This window comes from Pseudomonas sp. HMSC08G10 (assembly GCF_001808425.1).
In the GTDB taxonomy this organism is placed as follows: Bacteria; Pseudomonadota; Gammaproteobacteria; order Pseudomonadales; family Pseudomonadaceae; genus Aquipseudomonas; species Aquipseudomonas guariconensis.
Genome location: NZ_KV793292.1, coordinates 93,694 through 109,279, shown reverse-complemented (window position 1 = coordinate 109,279; position 15,586 = coordinate 93,694). Strand labels below are relative to the sequence as shown.

The window sequence follows — 15,586 nt, the reverse complement described above, 5'->3', positions numbered from 1 at the left end:
AAGGTCGGTGCCTACCTGTTCGTCGACATGGCTCACGTGGCGGGCCTGGTCGCGGCGGGCGTCTACCCCAATCCGCTGCCTTATGCCGATGTGGTCACTACCACCACCCACAAGACCCTGCGCGGCCCGCGCGGCGGTCTGATCCTGGCCAAGGCTGATCCGGAGCTTGAGAAGAAGCTCAATGCGGCGGTATTCCCGGGAGGGCAGGGCGGCCCGTTGATGCATGTGATCGCAGCCAAGGCCGTGTGCTTCAAGGAAGCGCTGGCGCCTGAGTTCAAGGCCTACCAGCAGCAGGTGGTCGCCAACGCCCAGGCCATGGCCGAGATCTTCATGCAGCGCGGTTTCGATGTGGTCTCCGGCGGCACCGACAACCATCTGTTCCTGGTCAGCCTGATCCGTCAGGGCATCACCGGCAAGGACGCCGATGCCGCCTTGGGCCGTGCGCATATCACCGTCAACAAGAACGCGGTGCCCAACGACCCGCAATCGCCGTTCGTGACCTCGGGCCTGCGCCTGGGCACGCCGGCCGTCACCACCCGTGGCTTCCAGGCACCGGAGTGCCGCGCCCTGGCGTCGTGGATCTGCGACATTCTCGAGCATCTGGGCGATGCCGATGTCGAGGCCCAGGTGGCCCGCCAGGTCGCCGAGCTGTGCGCGCGGTTCCCGGTCTATTCGGCCTGATCCGCAGGGCTCGCCACCGCGGGCGTATGGCGCCACGGCGGCGTGATCGTTCACCTCATCGAATGCCAGGAGTCTTCCGTGTCCAACAAACCACTACAAAAAACGCCGCTGCATGCCCTGCACCTGCAACTGGGCGCCCGCATGGTGCCGTTCGCTGGCTACGACATGCCGGTGCAGTACCCACTGGGGGTGCTCAAGGAGCACCTCCATACCCGTGAACAGGCCGGCCTGTTCGACGTCTCGCACATGGGGCAGATCCGTCTGCACGGCGCCAATGCCGCCAAGGCCCTGGAGACCTTGGTGCCGGTCGATATCGTCGACCTGCCGGTGGGCATGCAGCGCTATGCGCTGTTCACCGACGCCCAAGGCGGCATCCTCGATGACCTGATGGTGGCCAACGCCGGGGACTACCTGTTCCTGGTGGTCAACGCCGCGTGCAAGGCGCAGGACTTGCAGCACCTCAAGCAGCATCTGGAAGGGCTGTGCGAGGTCGAGTCGCTGTTCGACAGCCGCGCCTTGCTCGCCCTGCAGGGGCCGGCGGCCGCCACGGTGCTGGCGCGCCTGGCCCCTGAAGTCAAAGCCATGACCTTCATGCAGTTCGCTCGCGTACGGTTGTTGGGTGTCGACTGTTATGTCAGCCGCTCGGGCTATACCGGTGAGGACGGCTACGAGATCTCCGTGCCGACCCAGGATGCCCTGATGCTGGCCCGCTCGCTGCTGGCCGAGCCCGAGGTCGAGGCCATCGGCCTGGGGGCGCGTGACTCGCTGCGCCTGGAGGCCGGGCTGTGCCTGTATGGCCACGACATGGCCCAACACACCACGCCGGTCGAGGCGAGCCTGGCCTGGGCGATTTCCAAGGCCCGTCGTGTCGATGGCGTGCGCCCAGGTGGCTTCCCCGGTGCCGAGCGCATCCTCGCCCAGTTGCGCGATGGCGTGCCGAGCAAGCGAGTCGGTCTGCTGGCCCAGGAGCGAGTGCCGGTGCGCGAAGGCGCGCCATTGCTCGATGACCAAGGCCAGGTGATCGGCCAGGTCACCAGCGGTGGTTTCGGCCCGAGCCTGGGCGGCCCGTTGGCCATGGGCTACGTGCAGAGCGCCGGGGCGACCCTGGACACCGAGGTCTTCGCCGAGGTGCGAGGCAAGCGGGTGCCGATGCGCGTGACCCGCACGCCGTTCGTGGCGCAACGTTACTACCGAGGCTGAAGGCCTGCCTGCCGGAGCATGAAGATGAACCAAACCCAGCCTGTCGCTACCCGCCCGGCGCCCCTGGAGCCCGGGGTCAAGCTGCGCGGCGCCGAGAAGGTGGCGCGCATCCCGGTCAAGATCCTGCCCACCGAGGAGGTACCGCGCAAACCGGACTGGATCCGCGTGCAGATCCCGACCACGCCGGAGGTGGCGCGCATCAAGGCCTTGTTGCGCAAACACAAGCTGCACAGCGTGTGCGAGGAGGCGTCCTGTCCGAACCTTGGGGAATGTTTCTCCGGTGGCACGGCGACGTTCATGATCATGGGCGACATCTGCACGCGCCGTTGTCCGTTTTGCGACGTGGGCCATGGCCGGCCCAAGCCGCTGGATGTCGATGAGCCTCGCAACCTGGCGATCGCCATCGCCGAGTTGCGCCTGAAGTACGTGGTCATCACGTCGGTCGACCGGGACGATCTGCGCGACGGCGGGGCGCAGCACTTCGTCGACTGCCTGCGCGAGATCCGCCAGCGTTCGCCGGGCATCCAGCTGGAAACCCTGGTGCCGGACTACCGAGGGCGTATGGATGTGGCCCTGGCGATCACCGAACAGGCGCCGCCGGATGTGTTCAACCACAACCTGGAAACCGTGCCACGCCTGTACAAGGCGGCGCGGCCGGGCTCGGATTTCGAGTGGTCGCTGGATTTGCTGGAGCGGTTCAAGCAGCGTATCCCTGGCGTGCCAACCAAGTCAGGGCTGATGCTGGGGCTGGGCGAGACCGACGAGGAGGTGCTAGAGGTGATGCAGCGCATGCGCGAACACCAGGTCGACATGCTGACCCTGGGCCAGTACTTGCAACCCTCGCGCAGCCACCTACCGGTGCAGCGCTTCGTGCATCCGGACACTTTTGCCTGGTTCGCCGAGCAGGCCTTGGCCATGGGCTTTGGCAACGTCGCCTCGGGGCCGTTGGTGCGCTCGTCGTACCATGCCGATCAGCAGGTGGCGGCGGTTGCGACGCGCACCACCTGACCCAACGCTTTCGACGCAAGGGCTCGCATGCCTGGATATGTGACGACTGCTTCGCGGATAGACCCGCTCCCACAGGGTTGGCGATGATCCTTATGGGGGCGGGTTCACCCGCGAAAGCGTCCGTGCAGGCAACGCAACGACAGTGTGCCGGGGCTGCCTGTGCAGCCCTGATTCAGAACTTCTTGCTCACACTCCCCACCCAGGTCGCCGAACACACATCATCGAACCCATAGCTGCTGGCGCATTCGGTCTTGGACAGGTCGGTGTCGATGTACGACAAGCCCCAGGTCAGACCGGCCAGCTCACGGGTCAGCTTCACTTCCCATTCGTGGTGATCGGACGATGCCTTGCCATCGGCGGCCGTGTACATCGGATCCTTGAAGTCCATGCGCCCGTAGCGCAGCTGCAAGCCGATCTCCAGCGGCAGGGCGGTTTCGTAGCTCACGTAGCTGTAGAGCGTGTCCTGGTCATCGCCCAGGGCGCTGCCGGTGTCGTTGGAGTAGTTCGCCCCCAGGGTGACGCCGTAGACGGTGAGGGCGGCGTAGTAGTCGCTCAGGTTGTACAGGCTCGACTTGGGGTAGGTGTACTTGAGGTAGCCCACATCCAGGCTGATCTCATCGGTGGCCTGCCAGTACCAGCCAGCGTAGTAGTCCACCTCCTGGCGGGTCTTGGTGCCGAAGCCAAAGTCCACGTTGGAGGTCCAGGCGCCGAGGTACAGGCCGCTGGCGTGCTGCAGGGTGATGGCGAGCTGGGCGGCGGGGTCGTTCTGGGTCTGGGAGATGCCGCGGGTACGGTAATCGCTGACCAGCGCGGGTTCGATCTCCAGGTAGAAGTCATCACTCAGGGACACGGCCTGGCTGGTCAAGGGGGCCAGGGTCGAGGCAAGGAGCAGGATGCGGCGCATGAAGGTACCTGTTTGTTGTGATTGTTCTGGCAGGTGCGGGCAAAGCGCGGCCTGGCTCCCGGGTGGCCCGGGAGCTTGGTGTGGTGCAATGGGGATCAGTGCTCGGCTTTGTAGACTTCGCGGCCGCCGAACCAGGTCTGCAGGACGCGGGTGTCGGCCAGGTCATTGTCTGCAACGGTGAGCACATCGCGGTCCAGCACGATGAAGTCGGCTTGCTTGCCGGGTGTGAGCGAGCCGATCTGCTTGTCCAGGCCAATGGTGCGTGCGGCGTTGAGGGTGTAGGCCTGGAACATGGTCTGGCGGTCGATGCGCTCCTTGGGATTGAGCACACCCTTGGGGCCTTCGCGGGTGATGGCCTGGTGAATGGCCAGCCACGGGTTGGGCGAGGACACCGACCAGTCGCTGGCCCCGGCGATGGTGGCGCCGTGGCTGAGCAGCGAATGGGCAGGGTACTGGTAGGGGAAGACATGGGGGCTGACGTAGGGCTTGACCATGTCCAGGGTGTATTCGTCGCCCGAGGCCCAGAGCAGTTGCATCGAGGCGATCACGTTCAAGGGCTTGAAGCGGGCGAACTCGGTGGGGTTCACCAGTTGCAGGTGGGTGATGGAGTGGGTGACGCCACTCTGGCGGTCCTTGCGCGCCTGGGCGATGCCGTTGAGCGATTCGCGTACCGCCCGGTCACCGATGGCGTGGATGTGTACCAGCCAGCCTCGGGCGTCGGCGGCGCTGACCAGCTCGCCGAAATGCGCCGGGTCGATCAAGAGCTCTCCGGTTTTGTGGGAGTTGCTGTAGGGCTCGAGCATCGCCGCGCTTTGCGCCGGGTATTCCACCACGCCGTCGGCGAATACCTTGATGCCGGGCAGCGTCAGGTTGGGGATGCCCTGGAATTTCTGGCGAACTTTGTCCAGGGTGTCGAGGTCGGCCGGCAGGCTCTTGGGGTTGGCCACCAGCAGCGCGGCGACATGGGCGTTCAACTGGCCTTTCTCGGCCAGGGCCTTGTAGGCCGGCAGTACGCCGATGGATTTTTCCGTGGGCTTGAGGCTGAACACCGACTCCCCAGGTGCGGCGTTGGCGGCCGGGTCCATCCAGGCGGTGATGCCGAAGGCGTTGTTGTATTTCACCGCGGCGTCGGCAGCGTGCAGCAGGGCGTCGGCGCTGGGGGAGGGTATGGCGGCGCTGATGCGGTCCCAGCCGGCATCCACGGCAAATCCATTGGGTGTGCCATCTTGCTTCTGGCCCAGGGTGTCGCGTTCGGCGGCGGGCAGGGCGGCCAGCAGCTTGGCGTCGATACCGGCGCGGTCGAGCATGGCCTGGTTGGCCCAGGCGGTGTGATGGTCACTGCCGATGAACACCACCGGCACCTTTGCCCACTCACCGTGGTTGAAGGTCGCGCCCAGTTCCTCGGCCTTGGACCAGTAGGTGGAGCTTACCCCGACCACGGTCAGCACATCGCCCTGGCGGGCTGTGCCGTCGTCACGCCAGGTGCGCAAGCGTTTTTCCAGCTCCGCGGTGGGCACGTCCTCCTCATCGGCCAGGCTGGCCGCCGACAGCTCCAGGCCACCGAAGATGGCGTGGGAGTGACTGTCGATCATCCCCGGCATGACCCGCTTTCCGCCCAGGTCGACGACTTGGGTCGTGCTGCTGGCCAGGGCCTTGATCTGGGCATCGGTGCCTACTTCGAGCACTTTGCCGTCCTGTACGGCCATGGCCTGCGCAGACGGGTGGGCGGGGTCGGCGGTGTACAGCTTGCCATTGAGCAGCACCAGATCCACAGCGGCCATCGAATCCATCGAGGCAAAGGCCAGCGCCACGGACAGCAACGTAGGCGTGAAACGTCTCATTGCAAAACCTCTTGTTTTTTGGGGGCTGTTGGCGAGACTAACGGCTGGCCCGGGCAGGCAGAACGCCCGAAATGCGCAAAAGCTTTTTTCCTGAATGGAAAAACCATGGACAAGTTCGCCGCCATCACCATGTTCGTCGCCACTGCCGAGCACGGCAGTTTCAGCCGCGCCGCCGAGCAATTGGGCAAGACCCCGTCGGCCCTGACCAAAGCCGTGAGCCATCTGGAGGCTGACCTGGGCGTGCGGCTGTTCGAGCGCAGCACGCGGCGCACGGTGCTGACCGAAGCCGGCAAGGTCTACCTGGAAACCGCGCGCCAGGTGCTCATGCGCATGCATGAAGTCGGCGAAGTGGTGGGGCAGATGCAACACGGTCTGCATGGGATCCTGCGGCTGACGGCGCCGCTGGCCTATGGGCGGGCCTTTCTGGACCCGGTGTGCTCACAGTTTCTGCGCGACTATCCGCAGATCCGCCTGCGCGTGGACCTCTCCGATGACTTCGTCGATCTGGTGGAAAGCGGCTACGACCTGGCCCTGCGCGAAGGCCACAACGACTTGCCCGGGTTGATCGCCAAGGAGGTCGGTCGCAACCGCCTGACCCTGTGCGCCAGCCCCGACTACCTGGCGCGCAACCCGATACCGGTCACGCCCCAGACCCTCGATCAGCACGACTGGCTGTTGTATCGCCATGCCGCCCTGAGCCGCACCTACTGGTGGGTGGAGAAGGACGGCGAGCGTCTGAGCCTGCTGCAGCCCACCCATGCTCGACTGGAAAGCGACAACTACGACCTGCTGCTGGCCAGCGCGCTGGCCGGTGGCGGGTTGTTTCATGTGCCGCTGTGGAGTGGCGCGCCCTATCTGGCCGATGGGCGCCTGGTACGCTTGATGGAAGATTACGCGATCGACCCCGATGCCTTCGGGCCGAAGATCCTGGCGGTGTACCCCAGCCATCGGCGGGCGACGGGGAAGGTGCTGGCGTTCATCGAGTACTTGGCGGCATACCTGGAGCGCACGGGGTTGGCCTAGCCTTCGATGGCCGGCTCGTTGGCTGCGCTGTGCTCGAACACATGGACACGGTTGCGTCCCGCGGCCTTGGCGGCATACAGCGCGTCGTCCGCCAGCGCCAGCAGGCGCGAGAGTTCGTAGCCTGCGGCCTCGCTGGTGACAACGCCGATGCTGACGCTCAGACTCCCTGGCGTGGGCAGTGCAGCGCTGTGAAAGCGCTGACGAATGTTCTGCGCGACCAGGGTCGCGATCTGCTCCCCCGCACCGGGCAGCAGGCAGGCGAATTCCTCGCCGCCGATCCGGCCGAACACATCGCCGTGGCGCAGGTTGCGGGTCGCCAGCTGACTGAAGGCGATCAACGCCTGGTCGCCTGCCTGGTGACCGAGGCTGTCATTGAGGCGCTTGAAATGGTCCAGGTCGAACAGCAGCAGGGTGATGGGGGTGTGGGTGCGTTTGGCCTCGGCCAGGATCTGCTCACCTTGGGTGATGAATGCCCGGCGGTTGCCGATGCCCGTCAACTCGTCGGTGTTGGCGGCCGTCTTGTACTTCTTCTCGGCCTGCTCCTTGACCATTGCCAGGGTGATATAGGCGATGCCAGTGGCATAGAGCATCGACTCGAACAGCATGACGGCAAAGAACCGTGCGCCATCGCCACTGCCGGACAAGGCGTTTTCCAGCGAGAGGCCTTCATCGACGATGAGGCGCACGATGTAGAAGATGGTGTGCATGCCCAGAATCAACAGGGCCGGCAGGTACGCCATGTCCAGGCGATTGCGGCTGCGCCACAGCTCGACGATGCCCAGGCCCGAGTAGGCCGCGGCAAGGGTCGAATACACCGTGATGCGCAGTGACAGCGAGTCGTAGAACACCGGCGTGAAGCAGAACAGCAGCCACACCACCACACCCATGGCAATGCCGGGCAAGTAGGGCGCGCGCCCGGCCAGGGTGCGCATGGCTGTCCAGCCCAGTGCGGCTGACAACAACAGCACGATATTGCCCAGCACCAGGGGAACGAGGTCGTAGCCGCGCTCGCGCAGGCTGATCAAGGCGACGCCCACCGAGGCCAGCAACAACATCGCGCCCAGATAACCCAGCGGCCGCTCACGTTTGCCACGCGCCCAGGTGTGCAGGGTGAGTGTGCCCATCAGACCGAGCAGGAAGACGGTGACGAGAATGAGGGTGGGAATACTCAAGAGCACGGGAAGTCCTTTGGGCTCGGCGGCAGGTCCATCAGTTTTGCCATGTTAAGCGCCAGCGTGGCAGTTTGCCAATGTGCGGAAAGTTATTAAATTCGCTATTGGTGGGGCAGTCCTTAATGTCGCAAGAATAAGCTCACGGATGGCGTACTCTCGGGGAAAAGTATTTTTAAACAATCTGTTAATTGTTCGGGGAAGCATTATGCCGGGCCGGTTGGTCGGGCTTGCGCAGGTGACCAAGCACGGTGCATGCAGGCCCGGGAGCGAGCCTGAACAAGCCGGGAGGCGCCCTGCGCCTGGCCTGCCGGGCGCCGCGCCCACGGCCGAAAAGCACAAGACTTTCGCGGGGAAAAACCGGATAATGGCCGCCATTTTCGTTTTGCTCGTTATCACGGTATCCCCCGCATGGAAATCAAGGTCAACTTTCTCGACAACCTTCGACTTGAAGCCAAGTTTGATGACTTCACGGTCGTGGCCGACCAGCCGATTCGCTATAAGGGCGATGGTTCGGCACCGGGGCCGTTCGATTATTTCCTGGCCTCCTCGGCCTTGTGTGCGGCGTACTTTGTAAAGTTGTACTGCAATACACGAAACATTCCGACCGATAATATTCGTCTGTCTCAGAATAATATTGTCGATCCGGAAAACCGCTATAAACAGATCTTCAAGATCCAAGTGGAACTGCCGGCGGACATCAGCGAAAAAGACCGCCAGGGCATCTTGCGTTCGATCGAGCGATGCACGGTGAAGAAGGTTGTACAGACCGGGCCTGAGTTCGTCATCGAAGAGGTGGAGAACCTCGACGCCGATGCCCAGGCGTTGCTGATGGTGGACACTGACCCGAGCGCGAGCACCTACATCCCAGGCAAGGACCTGCCACTGGAGCAGACCATCGCCAACATGTCGCAGATCCTGGCCGGTCTGGGCATGAAGATCGAGATCGCCTCCTGGCGCAACATCGTGCCCAACGTATGGTCGCTGCACATCCGCGATGCCCACTCGCCGATGTGCTTCACCAATGGCAAGGGCGCGACCAAGGAGAGCGCCCTGGCGTCGGCCCTGGGCGAGTTCATCGAACGCCTGAACTGCAACTTCTTCTACAACGACCAGTTCTGGGGCGAGGACATCGCCAACGCGCCGTTCGTGCATTACCCGGACGAGCGCTGGTTCAAGCCGGGTCGCAAAGACGCACTGCCTGCGGAAATCCTCGATCCGTACTGCCTGGAAATCTACAACCCTGAAGGCGAGCTGCGTGGCTCGCACCTGTACGACACCAACTCTGGCAACGTCGAGCGCGGCATTTGCTCGCTGCCCTATGTGCGCCAGTCCGACGGCGAGGTGGTGTACTTCCCGTCCAACCTGGTCGAGAACCTGTTCCTGAGCAACGGCATGAGCGCCGGCAATACCCTGGCCGAAGCGCAGGTGCAGTGCCTGTCGGAAATCTTCGAGCGGGCGGTCAAGCGCGAAATCCTCGAAGGCGAGCTGGCGCTTCCGGATGTGCCGCAGGAGGTGCTGGCCAAGTACCCCGCGATCCTCGCGGGTATCCAGGGGCTCGAAGAGCAGGGCTTCCCGGTGCTGGTCAAGGACGCCTCGCTCGGCGGTGAGTTCCCGGTGATGTGCGTTACCTTGATGAATCCGCGTACCGGCGGTGTGTTCGCGTCCTTCGGTGCACACCCAAGCTTCGAAGTGGCACTGGAGCGCAGCCTGACCGAGCTGCTGCAGGGGCGCAGCTTCGAGGGCCTGAACGATCTGCCTCAGCCGACCTTCTCCAGCCACGCCGTGACCGAGCCGAACAACTTCGTCGAGCACTTCATCGATTCGAGCGGCGTGGTGTCCTGGCGCTTCTTCAGTGCCAAGGCCGACTTCGAGTTCGTCGAGTGGGACTTCTCCGGCCAAGGCGAGGATTCCAACGCCGAAGAGGCCGCCACATTGTTCGGCATCCTCGAGGACATGGGCAAAGAGGTGTACATGGCGGTGTACGAGCACCTCGGTGCAACCGCTTGCCGCATCCTGGTGCCGGGCTACTCGGAAATCTATCCGGTGGATGACCTGATCTGGGACAACACCAACAAGGCCCTGTTGTTCCGTGCCGACATCCTCAACTTGCACCGCCTGGACGATGACGCCCTGGCGGCGCTGGTCGAGCGGCTGGAAGAGAGCGAGCTGGATGACTACACCGACATCACCACCTTGATCGGCGTCGAGTTCGACGACAACACGGTCTGGGGGCAGTTGACCATCCTGGAGCTCAAGCTGCTGATCTACCTCGCCCTGGAGCAGTTCGAGGCGGCCAAGGAACTGGTGGAGACTTTCCTGCAGTTCAACGATAACACCGTCGAGCGCGGGCTGTTCTACCAGGCCTTGAACGTGGTGCTGGAAGTGGAACTGGACGAGGACTTGGAGCTGGCCGACTACGAAGCCAACTTCCGCCGCATGTTTGGCGATGCGCGCATGGATGCGGTACTGGGTTCGGTTGACGGCAGCGTGCGTTTCCATGGCCTGACACCGACGAGCATGAAGCTCGAAGGCCTCGACCGCCACCTGCGCTTGATCGACAGCTACAAGAAGCTGCACAGCGCACGGGCCAAGGTGACCCTGCGCTGAGCCAGTCGCCAGCCTTGGCGGCTATCGGGGGGCGCGGTGCGCCCCTTTCGCGGCCCTTCGGCCGCTCCCTCAAACTCCGTAGCCCCTCTCACGCAGCTTTTTTTCGCGGATGAACCTGCTCCCACCGGATCGGCGCCGATCCTGTAGGAGCGGGTTCATCCGCGAAGAACGCGCCGCAGAAGGGCCTGGTCTTATGCGCAGGCGCCGGCCAGCGCCTTGCGTCTGCCCATCAGCCAGTAATAGGTCAGCGCTGGGAAAATCAGGCCGACTGCCCAGGCCAGGTCAACCCCTTGCAGGTGGGTGGCGATGGGCCCGGCGTACATCGAAGTGTTCATGAACGGCACCTCCAGCACGATGGTGACCAGGAATACGCCGATCGCCACGCCATTCACCCGTCCATAGATCCCGCTCGGCCGGAAGATGTCCTCGATGCGGTATACCCCTTTGCGCACGACGTAGTAGTCGACCAGGTTGATGGCCGTCCACGGGATCAGGAAGTAGCTCATGAAGAAGATGAAGTTCAGGAAGAACGCAATGAAGTCATCCTGGGCAAGCGTGCACAACCCTGTAGCCGCAGCGGCAATCACCAGCAGCAACCCTGCCCGCACCCACGCGGTGACCTTGAGCGCGGTGAAGGGCTCGATCACGGTGACTGTCGACATGAATGCCCCGTACAGGTTGAAGACGTTGATGGCGATCTGGCCGTAGAGCACGAAGGCGAACATCAACACCGTGCTGCCGCCGAGCAAGCCCACCAGGTTCAAGCCGACGTTGTCCCCGAATCCGGCCATTGCCTTGGCCAGCACCGCACCCAGCAGCATCATCCAGCTCCCGCCGATCACCGTGCCCAGGTAGCTGTACCAGAACACCTGCCGCGTCGGGGTTTCGGTAGGCAAGTAGCGGGAGTAGTCGGCCACGTAGGGCGCATAGGAAAGTTGCCAGGTGACCGCGATGCTCACCGAGGCGAGGAAGGTCGGCAGGCTGAAGCCCTCGAGCGACCATTGCCCGGCTGGCAACGGCAAGCTGAGCGCCAGCCAGGTCGCGATGCCGAACACCGCCAGCGAAGCCAGCGTCAGTAGCTTTTGCAGGCGATGGATCAATTGGTAGCCGAACAGCGCGACCAGGAAGCACACCGCACCCAGCACCACGATGTTGCCGCCATTGCCGATCGGGCTGGCGCTGGCGACGGCCTGGGCGGCGAGCAGGGTATTACTGACGAAGAAGCCCAGGTAAATGAGCATGACGAACAACAAGGGCACGATCGCGCCATAGACGCCGAACTGGGCCCGACTCTGGATCATCTGTGGGATGCCCAGCTTGGGCCCCTGGGCAGAATGTGACGCCATGAAGAGGGCACCGATCATCGAGCCCAAAAGAATCGACAGCGCACTCCAGAACAGGTTGAGGCCCAGGCTGATGGGCAAGACGCCGGCCGCGACCGTGGTGATGTTGGCATTGGCGCCGAACCACACGAAGAACAGCGAACGCGCCTGGCCGTAGCGCTCGCCTTCAGGGATGAAATCGATGCTGCGATTTTCAACTTTCATCAGGATCTCTCCACACTTAGCAATCATGGGCAAGGCGGTGTTCGAAGCGTTGGATCGCGTCGACGAATGCCTCGGGGTGGAAGGCGAGGTGGTCGGGCGTATCGGTACGCACCGAGCCTGCCGGCTGCTGCTGCCAATGGCGCAGCAGCTGTGACGTGGAGAAGATCTCCAGCCCGTAGATCCAGTTGGAGAGGATCATCAGGGCTGAATAGTGCGCACCCAGCGTCGTGGCCGTGCAGGCATCGGCGACCAGGCTCAGGGTGAAGCCGTGCTGGTAGGCATCGAACACGCTGGTCATGACGCACACATCGGTCAGCACGCCGAACACCACCAGATGTTCGATCCCCTGGCTTCGAAGCCGCTGCGCCAGGTCGGTGCCATGGAAGGCGCTGTAACGGTGCTTGTCCAGCACCTGGTCGCCGGCATGTGGCGCCAGGGCGTCGAGGACCTCTACCGCCGAGGTGCCGGCGCGGTAGCTGGTCGGTTGGCCATGCTCGTCCACCGGCTCCCCGTGCGCCAGGTCGTGGCCTTGGGCGTTGTTGACGTGGCGGGTGTAGATCACGGGGATGGCAAGGCGGCGGGCTGCGCCGATGAGGGCGCCGGCGTTGCCGACGACCTGGTCGAAACGCTCCAGGGGGAAGCCGTCCTCCTGTTGCAGGTCGATCACGAGAAGTGCGCTGGTACAGGTCATGGTAAATCACTCGGGTACAGTGCCCCTGGCGCCGTCGCAGGAGGCGCCTTGAGGGCGAACGAACAGTCGCAGCGTCCAGGCGAGCCGGGCGCTTGTGGGAAGGTCGAGACGACGCTCGAAGGGGGGGCTTACGCGACTATTTGCCAGAACCCGTTCTGTTTGGCCGCCACGCAGGCCGGCAGGCGTGGCAGGGTGACCTGAGCGGGGGCGACTCCATGGCGAAGGAAGCCTTGCATGGCACTGGGCAGGGCATGTCGGTCATCGCCAGCCCTGTTGGGGGCAGCTTGATGACGATTGCCTGCGGTGGTGAAGAAAGTGCCCATGTGGGTGCGCCCAGAAACGGTTGAAAAGAGCAAAGCAATCTTCGGGCCACGCTCGGCGTTTTGCCCAAAAGGCGCATTCCAAGGGCATTTCAGGGCCGTAGAGGTGTCGCGATTTTAGGTATACCGTAATACTGTGATACCAAAAGTAGCGAAGCGCGCGCTGGATCAACAGGCCGTGAGGTCCAGCGCGGCATCCTTGATCCAGATCCGCGCCCCGGCATCGCCCGCCACCGCCTGGACCGCAGCCCCCGGCGGCAGGCGCATCCAGCTCCAGGGCCGCAACGCGAAGCCGTCACCCCGTAACTGGCCGTCGAGCACGAACAGTTCCAGGCCTCGCGGGTTGGCAATCTCCAGCGTCTGTCCGGGCCGGGCCTGCTGCACCCATACCCGTTCATGCATGTTGTGCCACAGTGCCCGGTCACCCTGGTCGGGCACCTGTGCGACCACGCGCTCATGGTCCTCGGGATGGAACTGGCGCAAGTGCACGAAGATGACGCAGCCCTGGGCCGACCCCGGCGAGTGCCGGCTGCCGGGTGGGTTGCGCACATAGCTGCCAGCTGGATACTGCCCCTGTTCGTCCTCGAAGACCCCCTCCAGCACCAGGAATTCCTCACCGCCCGGATGGGCGTGGGCATTGAACCGGCTGCCTGGCGCATAACGCACCAGCGAAGTGGCGCGGGCCTGCTCCTGGCCGATGCGGAACAACAGGCGTCGCTCCACCCCGGCTTGCGGGCTGGGGATCCAGGGCAGGGCGTGTCCCTGCACGATCACCGTTTGCCGCAGGTCGGCATTGATCAGGGCCGGCATTGCCATCGAAGTCATCTCCACACATCCGATCGACTGATGATCCACCGCCGTGGCCGGAAAATCGAGGGTGAAAAAAGCCCAGTGCTGGCGCTGGGCTTGGGCGTTCCGGTGTTACTGCACGACGCCGTTGTACACCACCGTCGCGACGCCATCCTTCTTGACCGTCAGCTTGTTGCCCTCGGCCAGCGACTCGACGACTTCGGAGCAGCCATCGACTGCCTGTTTGCCGTCCACGTACTCGCCCTTGGTGTCGAAGCTGAAGACATAGGTGGACGCGGGGCAGGCGTTACCGCCTTCACCGGTGGACACCACCACCACGTATTTGCTGGGACCGAACGAATAGGCCTTCTCGATGGTGACATAGCCGGTCGCTTCGACATCTTCGACGACCGACTCCATGACGTTCACGACGCCGGCCCGCGACGGGTACATCAGCGCGGTGCCCAGTTCCATGCGCTGGATGCTGAAGGGGCCTGCGCTGTCGCCGCTGACCAGCAGCGTTTCGTAGGCCATGGTCGGTGCAGCGGGGGCCAGTTCCGGCGCCACCGGGGGCTTGGCGGCGAGGGTGTGCGGGGCCTGCGGGCTGACGCATTGGCCGCTTTCGCAGATGCGATCGCCTTTGCAGTCGATGTCCTTGGCGCATTGTCCGGTGGGTACGGTGGCCTGGGCGGTGTTCTGCTCGGCTTTGTCGCAGCCGGCCAGGGCCAGCGCGACCAGGGTGTAGGCAAACAGACGCTTCATGGGGTGAAGTCCTTTTCCAGAAAAAGTGGTGGCACAATAGTATCGCGCAATCGCGCCAGGTTGTCTCAAGCGCTTGATTTCAGGCGCGTATCAGCGCGTGCCCGAGCGCTGTCGCTTGATCCGGTACATGTCGTGATCGGCATGGCTGAGCAGCGCGTCGGCATCCTCGCCATCCGCCGGGTAGCAGGCCACGCCGATGCTGCAGGAAGGCATCTTGATCTCGCCGAACTCGGCGTCCAACGGCTCGGCCATGGCCGCGAGGATCTGCGCGATCTTTTCGGCCACCGCGCTGTGCGATGGGATGTCGGTCAACAGCACGATGAACTCGTCACCGCCTATGCGTGCCACGGTGTCGGTCTCGCGCACGCAGGCTTCGAGCCGTCGCGCGACCGTGCACAGCACGCGGTCGCCCGCTGCATGGCCATGGACATCATTGATGCCCTTGAAGTCGTTGATGTCCACGAACAGCAGCGCCAGTGTGCTCTGTTGGCGGTGTGCCGTGTGCAGGGCCGATTCCAGCCGGTCGTTGAACAGCGAGCGGTTGACCAGCTGAGTCAGCGGGTCATGGTGGGCGAGAAAGCGCAGTTCCTTCTCGGCCTGGGCCAGGGCCGTGACGTTGCGCGCCACGCCGATGCGGGCCCCGACTTCATCGGACCAGAAGGCCGCCCACAGGATGTGCACCACACCGCCATCCTTGCGGATGTAACGATTGCGAAAATCCACATGGGGCTGGCCATTCATGATGCGGATGATCGAGGCGCGGGTGGCTTCCAGGTCGTCGGGATGCATGTAGTGGGTGATCGGGGTGCCGACCAATTCGCTGGCTCGATAGCCGAGCAGGGTTTCGCAGGCGTCACTCACGAAGACGATTTCGTTGTCCCGGTCGACCACAAAGACCGTGTCCAGCATCAGATGGATCAGTTTGGGGTAAAGCGCTTGGAGGTCGACGGCCATAGGTCAGCGGAGTCCGGTGCAGAAGGGCGTTCGCGGCGCAGGACAGCATACAAGGGTCATGCCTGCGTCACTACTGGGGCGGGAAAG

The 15,586-nt window shown here is 63.8% G+C and carries 14 protein-coding genes; 5 read left to right on the top strand and 9 right to left on the bottom strand.

Annotated features, from left to right (window positions below):
- The 3 genes from HMPREF3173_RS24805 to lipA all read left to right on the top strand — a co-directional run.
- A partial coding sequence (locus HMPREF3173_RS24805) for a serine hydroxymethyltransferase (protein WP_256543884.1) occupies positions 1–681 on the top strand: 681 nt, incomplete at its 5' end.
- 78 nt (positions 682–759) lie between these two features.
- Positions 760–1,881 carry a glycine cleavage system aminomethyltransferase GcvT gene (gcvT, locus tag HMPREF3173_RS03955; RefSeq protein ID WP_070571628.1) on the top strand — a complete coding sequence of 374 codons (1,122 nt, stop codon included), beginning with the start codon at positions 760–762 and terminating at the stop codon, positions 1,879–1,881.
- A gap of 24 nt (positions 1,882–1,905) precedes the next feature.
- Positions 1,906–2,889 (top strand): lipoyl synthase, encoded by a 984-nt coding sequence (gene lipA / locus HMPREF3173_RS03950; RefSeq protein ID WP_139146806.1) that lies wholly within the window; start codon positions 1,906–1,908, stop codon positions 2,887–2,889.
- Positions 2,890–3,061: 172 nt separating this feature from the next.
- Here the strand turns inward: lipA and HMPREF3173_RS03945 are convergent, their stop codons facing one another.
- On the bottom strand, positions 3,062–3,793 hold the full coding sequence (locus tag HMPREF3173_RS03945) for a TorF family putative porin (RefSeq protein WP_070571626.1): 732 nt from the start codon (positions 3,791–3,793) through the stop codon (positions 3,062–3,064).
- A 95-nt stretch (positions 3,794–3,888) separates the two neighbouring features.
- Complete coding sequence (locus HMPREF3173_RS03940; protein ID WP_070571625.1) at positions 3,889–5,634, bottom strand: amidohydrolase; 1,746 nt, start codon at positions 5,632–5,634, stop codon at positions 3,889–3,891.
- A gap of 105 nt (positions 5,635–5,739) precedes the next feature.
- On the opposite strand from HMPREF3173_RS03940, the gene HMPREF3173_RS03935 reads away from it, so the two are divergent.
- Positions 5,740–6,657, top strand: coding sequence for a LysR family transcriptional regulator (locus HMPREF3173_RS03935; RefSeq protein ID WP_070571624.1), 918 nt, complete (start codon positions 5,740–5,742; stop codon positions 6,655–6,657).
- On the opposite strand, the gene HMPREF3173_RS03930 is transcribed toward HMPREF3173_RS03935, so the two are convergent.
- Positions 6,654–7,835: a GGDEF domain-containing protein gene (locus HMPREF3173_RS03930; RefSeq protein WP_070571623.1), complete on the bottom strand. Its 1,182-nt coding sequence runs from the start codon at positions 7,833–7,835 to the stop codon at positions 6,654–6,656. The genes HMPREF3173_RS03935 and HMPREF3173_RS03930 overlap by 4 nt on opposite strands.
- A gap of 402 nt (positions 7,836–8,237) precedes the next feature.
- On the opposite strand from HMPREF3173_RS03930, the gene HMPREF3173_RS03925 reads away from it, so the two are divergent.
- Complete coding sequence (locus tag HMPREF3173_RS03925; protein ID WP_070571622.1) at positions 8,238–10,436, top strand: OsmC domain/YcaO domain-containing protein; 2,199 nt, start codon at positions 8,238–8,240, stop codon at positions 10,434–10,436.
- 191 nt (positions 10,437–10,627) lie between these two features.
- Here the strand turns inward: HMPREF3173_RS03925 and HMPREF3173_RS03920 are convergent, their stop codons facing one another.
- From HMPREF3173_RS03920 to HMPREF3173_RS03895, 6 genes are all read right to left on the bottom strand, one after another.
- Positions 10,628–11,983, bottom strand: coding sequence for a purine-cytosine permease family protein (locus tag HMPREF3173_RS03920; protein ID WP_070571621.1), 1,356 nt, complete (start codon positions 11,981–11,983; stop codon positions 10,628–10,630).
- 16 nt (positions 11,984–11,999) lie between these two features.
- Positions 12,000–12,674 carry a cysteine hydrolase family protein gene (locus HMPREF3173_RS03915; RefSeq protein WP_070571620.1) on the bottom strand — a complete coding sequence of 225 codons (675 nt, stop codon included), beginning with the start codon at positions 12,672–12,674 and terminating at the stop codon, positions 12,000–12,002.
- 128 nt (positions 12,675–12,802) lie between these two features.
- Positions 12,803–12,997 carry a hypothetical protein gene (locus tag HMPREF3173_RS03910; protein ID WP_070571619.1) on the bottom strand — a complete coding sequence of 65 codons (195 nt, stop codon included), beginning with the start codon at positions 12,995–12,997 and terminating at the stop codon, positions 12,803–12,805.
- A gap of 165 nt (positions 12,998–13,162) precedes the next feature.
- A complete protein-coding gene (locus tag HMPREF3173_RS03905; protein ID WP_256543880.1) occupies positions 13,163–13,810 on the bottom strand; it encodes a cupin domain-containing protein in 648 nt (215 codons plus the stop codon).
- 105 nt (positions 13,811–13,915) lie between these two features.
- Positions 13,916–14,545 carry a hypothetical protein gene (locus HMPREF3173_RS03900; protein WP_070571618.1) on the bottom strand — a complete coding sequence of 210 codons (630 nt, stop codon included), beginning with the start codon at positions 14,543–14,545 and terminating at the stop codon, positions 13,916–13,918.
- A 90-nt stretch (positions 14,546–14,635) separates the two neighbouring features.
- Positions 14,636–15,499, bottom strand: coding sequence for a sensor domain-containing diguanylate cyclase (locus tag HMPREF3173_RS03895; RefSeq protein WP_070571617.1), 864 nt, complete (start codon positions 15,497–15,499; stop codon positions 14,636–14,638).
- Between the last annotated feature and the right edge of the window lie 87 nt (positions 15,500–15,586).

Bases quoted from the DNA above. Each gene is read 5' to 3' on its own strand.
- lipA (WP_139146806.1), top strand. From the start codon at position 1,906: ATGAACCAAACCCAGCCTGTCGCTACCCGCCCGGCGCCCCTGGAGCCC.
- HMPREF3173_RS03945 (WP_070571626.1), bottom strand. From the start codon at position 3,793: ATGCGCCGCATCCTGCTCCTTGCCTCGACCCTGGCCCCCTTGACCAGC.
- HMPREF3173_RS03940 (WP_070571625.1), bottom strand. From the start codon at position 5,634: ATGAGACGTTTCACGCCTACGTTGCTGTCCGTGGCGCTGGCCTTTGCC.
- HMPREF3173_RS03935 (WP_070571624.1), top strand. From the start codon at position 5,740: ATGGACAAGTTCGCCGCCATCACCATGTTCGTCGCCACTGCCGAGCAC.
- HMPREF3173_RS03925 (WP_070571622.1), top strand. From the start codon at position 8,238: ATGGAAATCAAGGTCAACTTTCTCGACAACCTTCGACTTGAAGCCAAG.
- HMPREF3173_RS03920 (WP_070571621.1), bottom strand. From the start codon at position 11,983: ATGAAAGTTGAAAATCGCAGCATCGATTTCATCCCTGAAGGCGAGCGC.
- HMPREF3173_RS03915 (WP_070571620.1), bottom strand. From the start codon at position 12,674: ATGACCTGTACCAGCGCACTTCTCGTGATCGACCTGCAACAGGAGGAC.
- HMPREF3173_RS03910 (WP_070571619.1), bottom strand. From the start codon at position 12,997: ATGGGCACTTTCTTCACCACCGCAGGCAATCGTCATCAAGCTGCCCCC.
- HMPREF3173_RS03905 (WP_256543880.1), bottom strand. From the start codon at position 13,810: ATGGCAATGCCGGCCCTGATCAATGCCGACCTGCGGCAAACGGTGATC.
- HMPREF3173_RS03900 (WP_070571618.1), bottom strand. From the start codon at position 14,545: ATGAAGCGTCTGTTTGCCTACACCCTGGTCGCGCTGGCCCTGGCCGGC.
- HMPREF3173_RS03895 (WP_070571617.1), bottom strand. From the start codon at position 15,499: ATGGCCGTCGACCTCCAAGCGCTTTACCCCAAACTGATCCATCTGATG.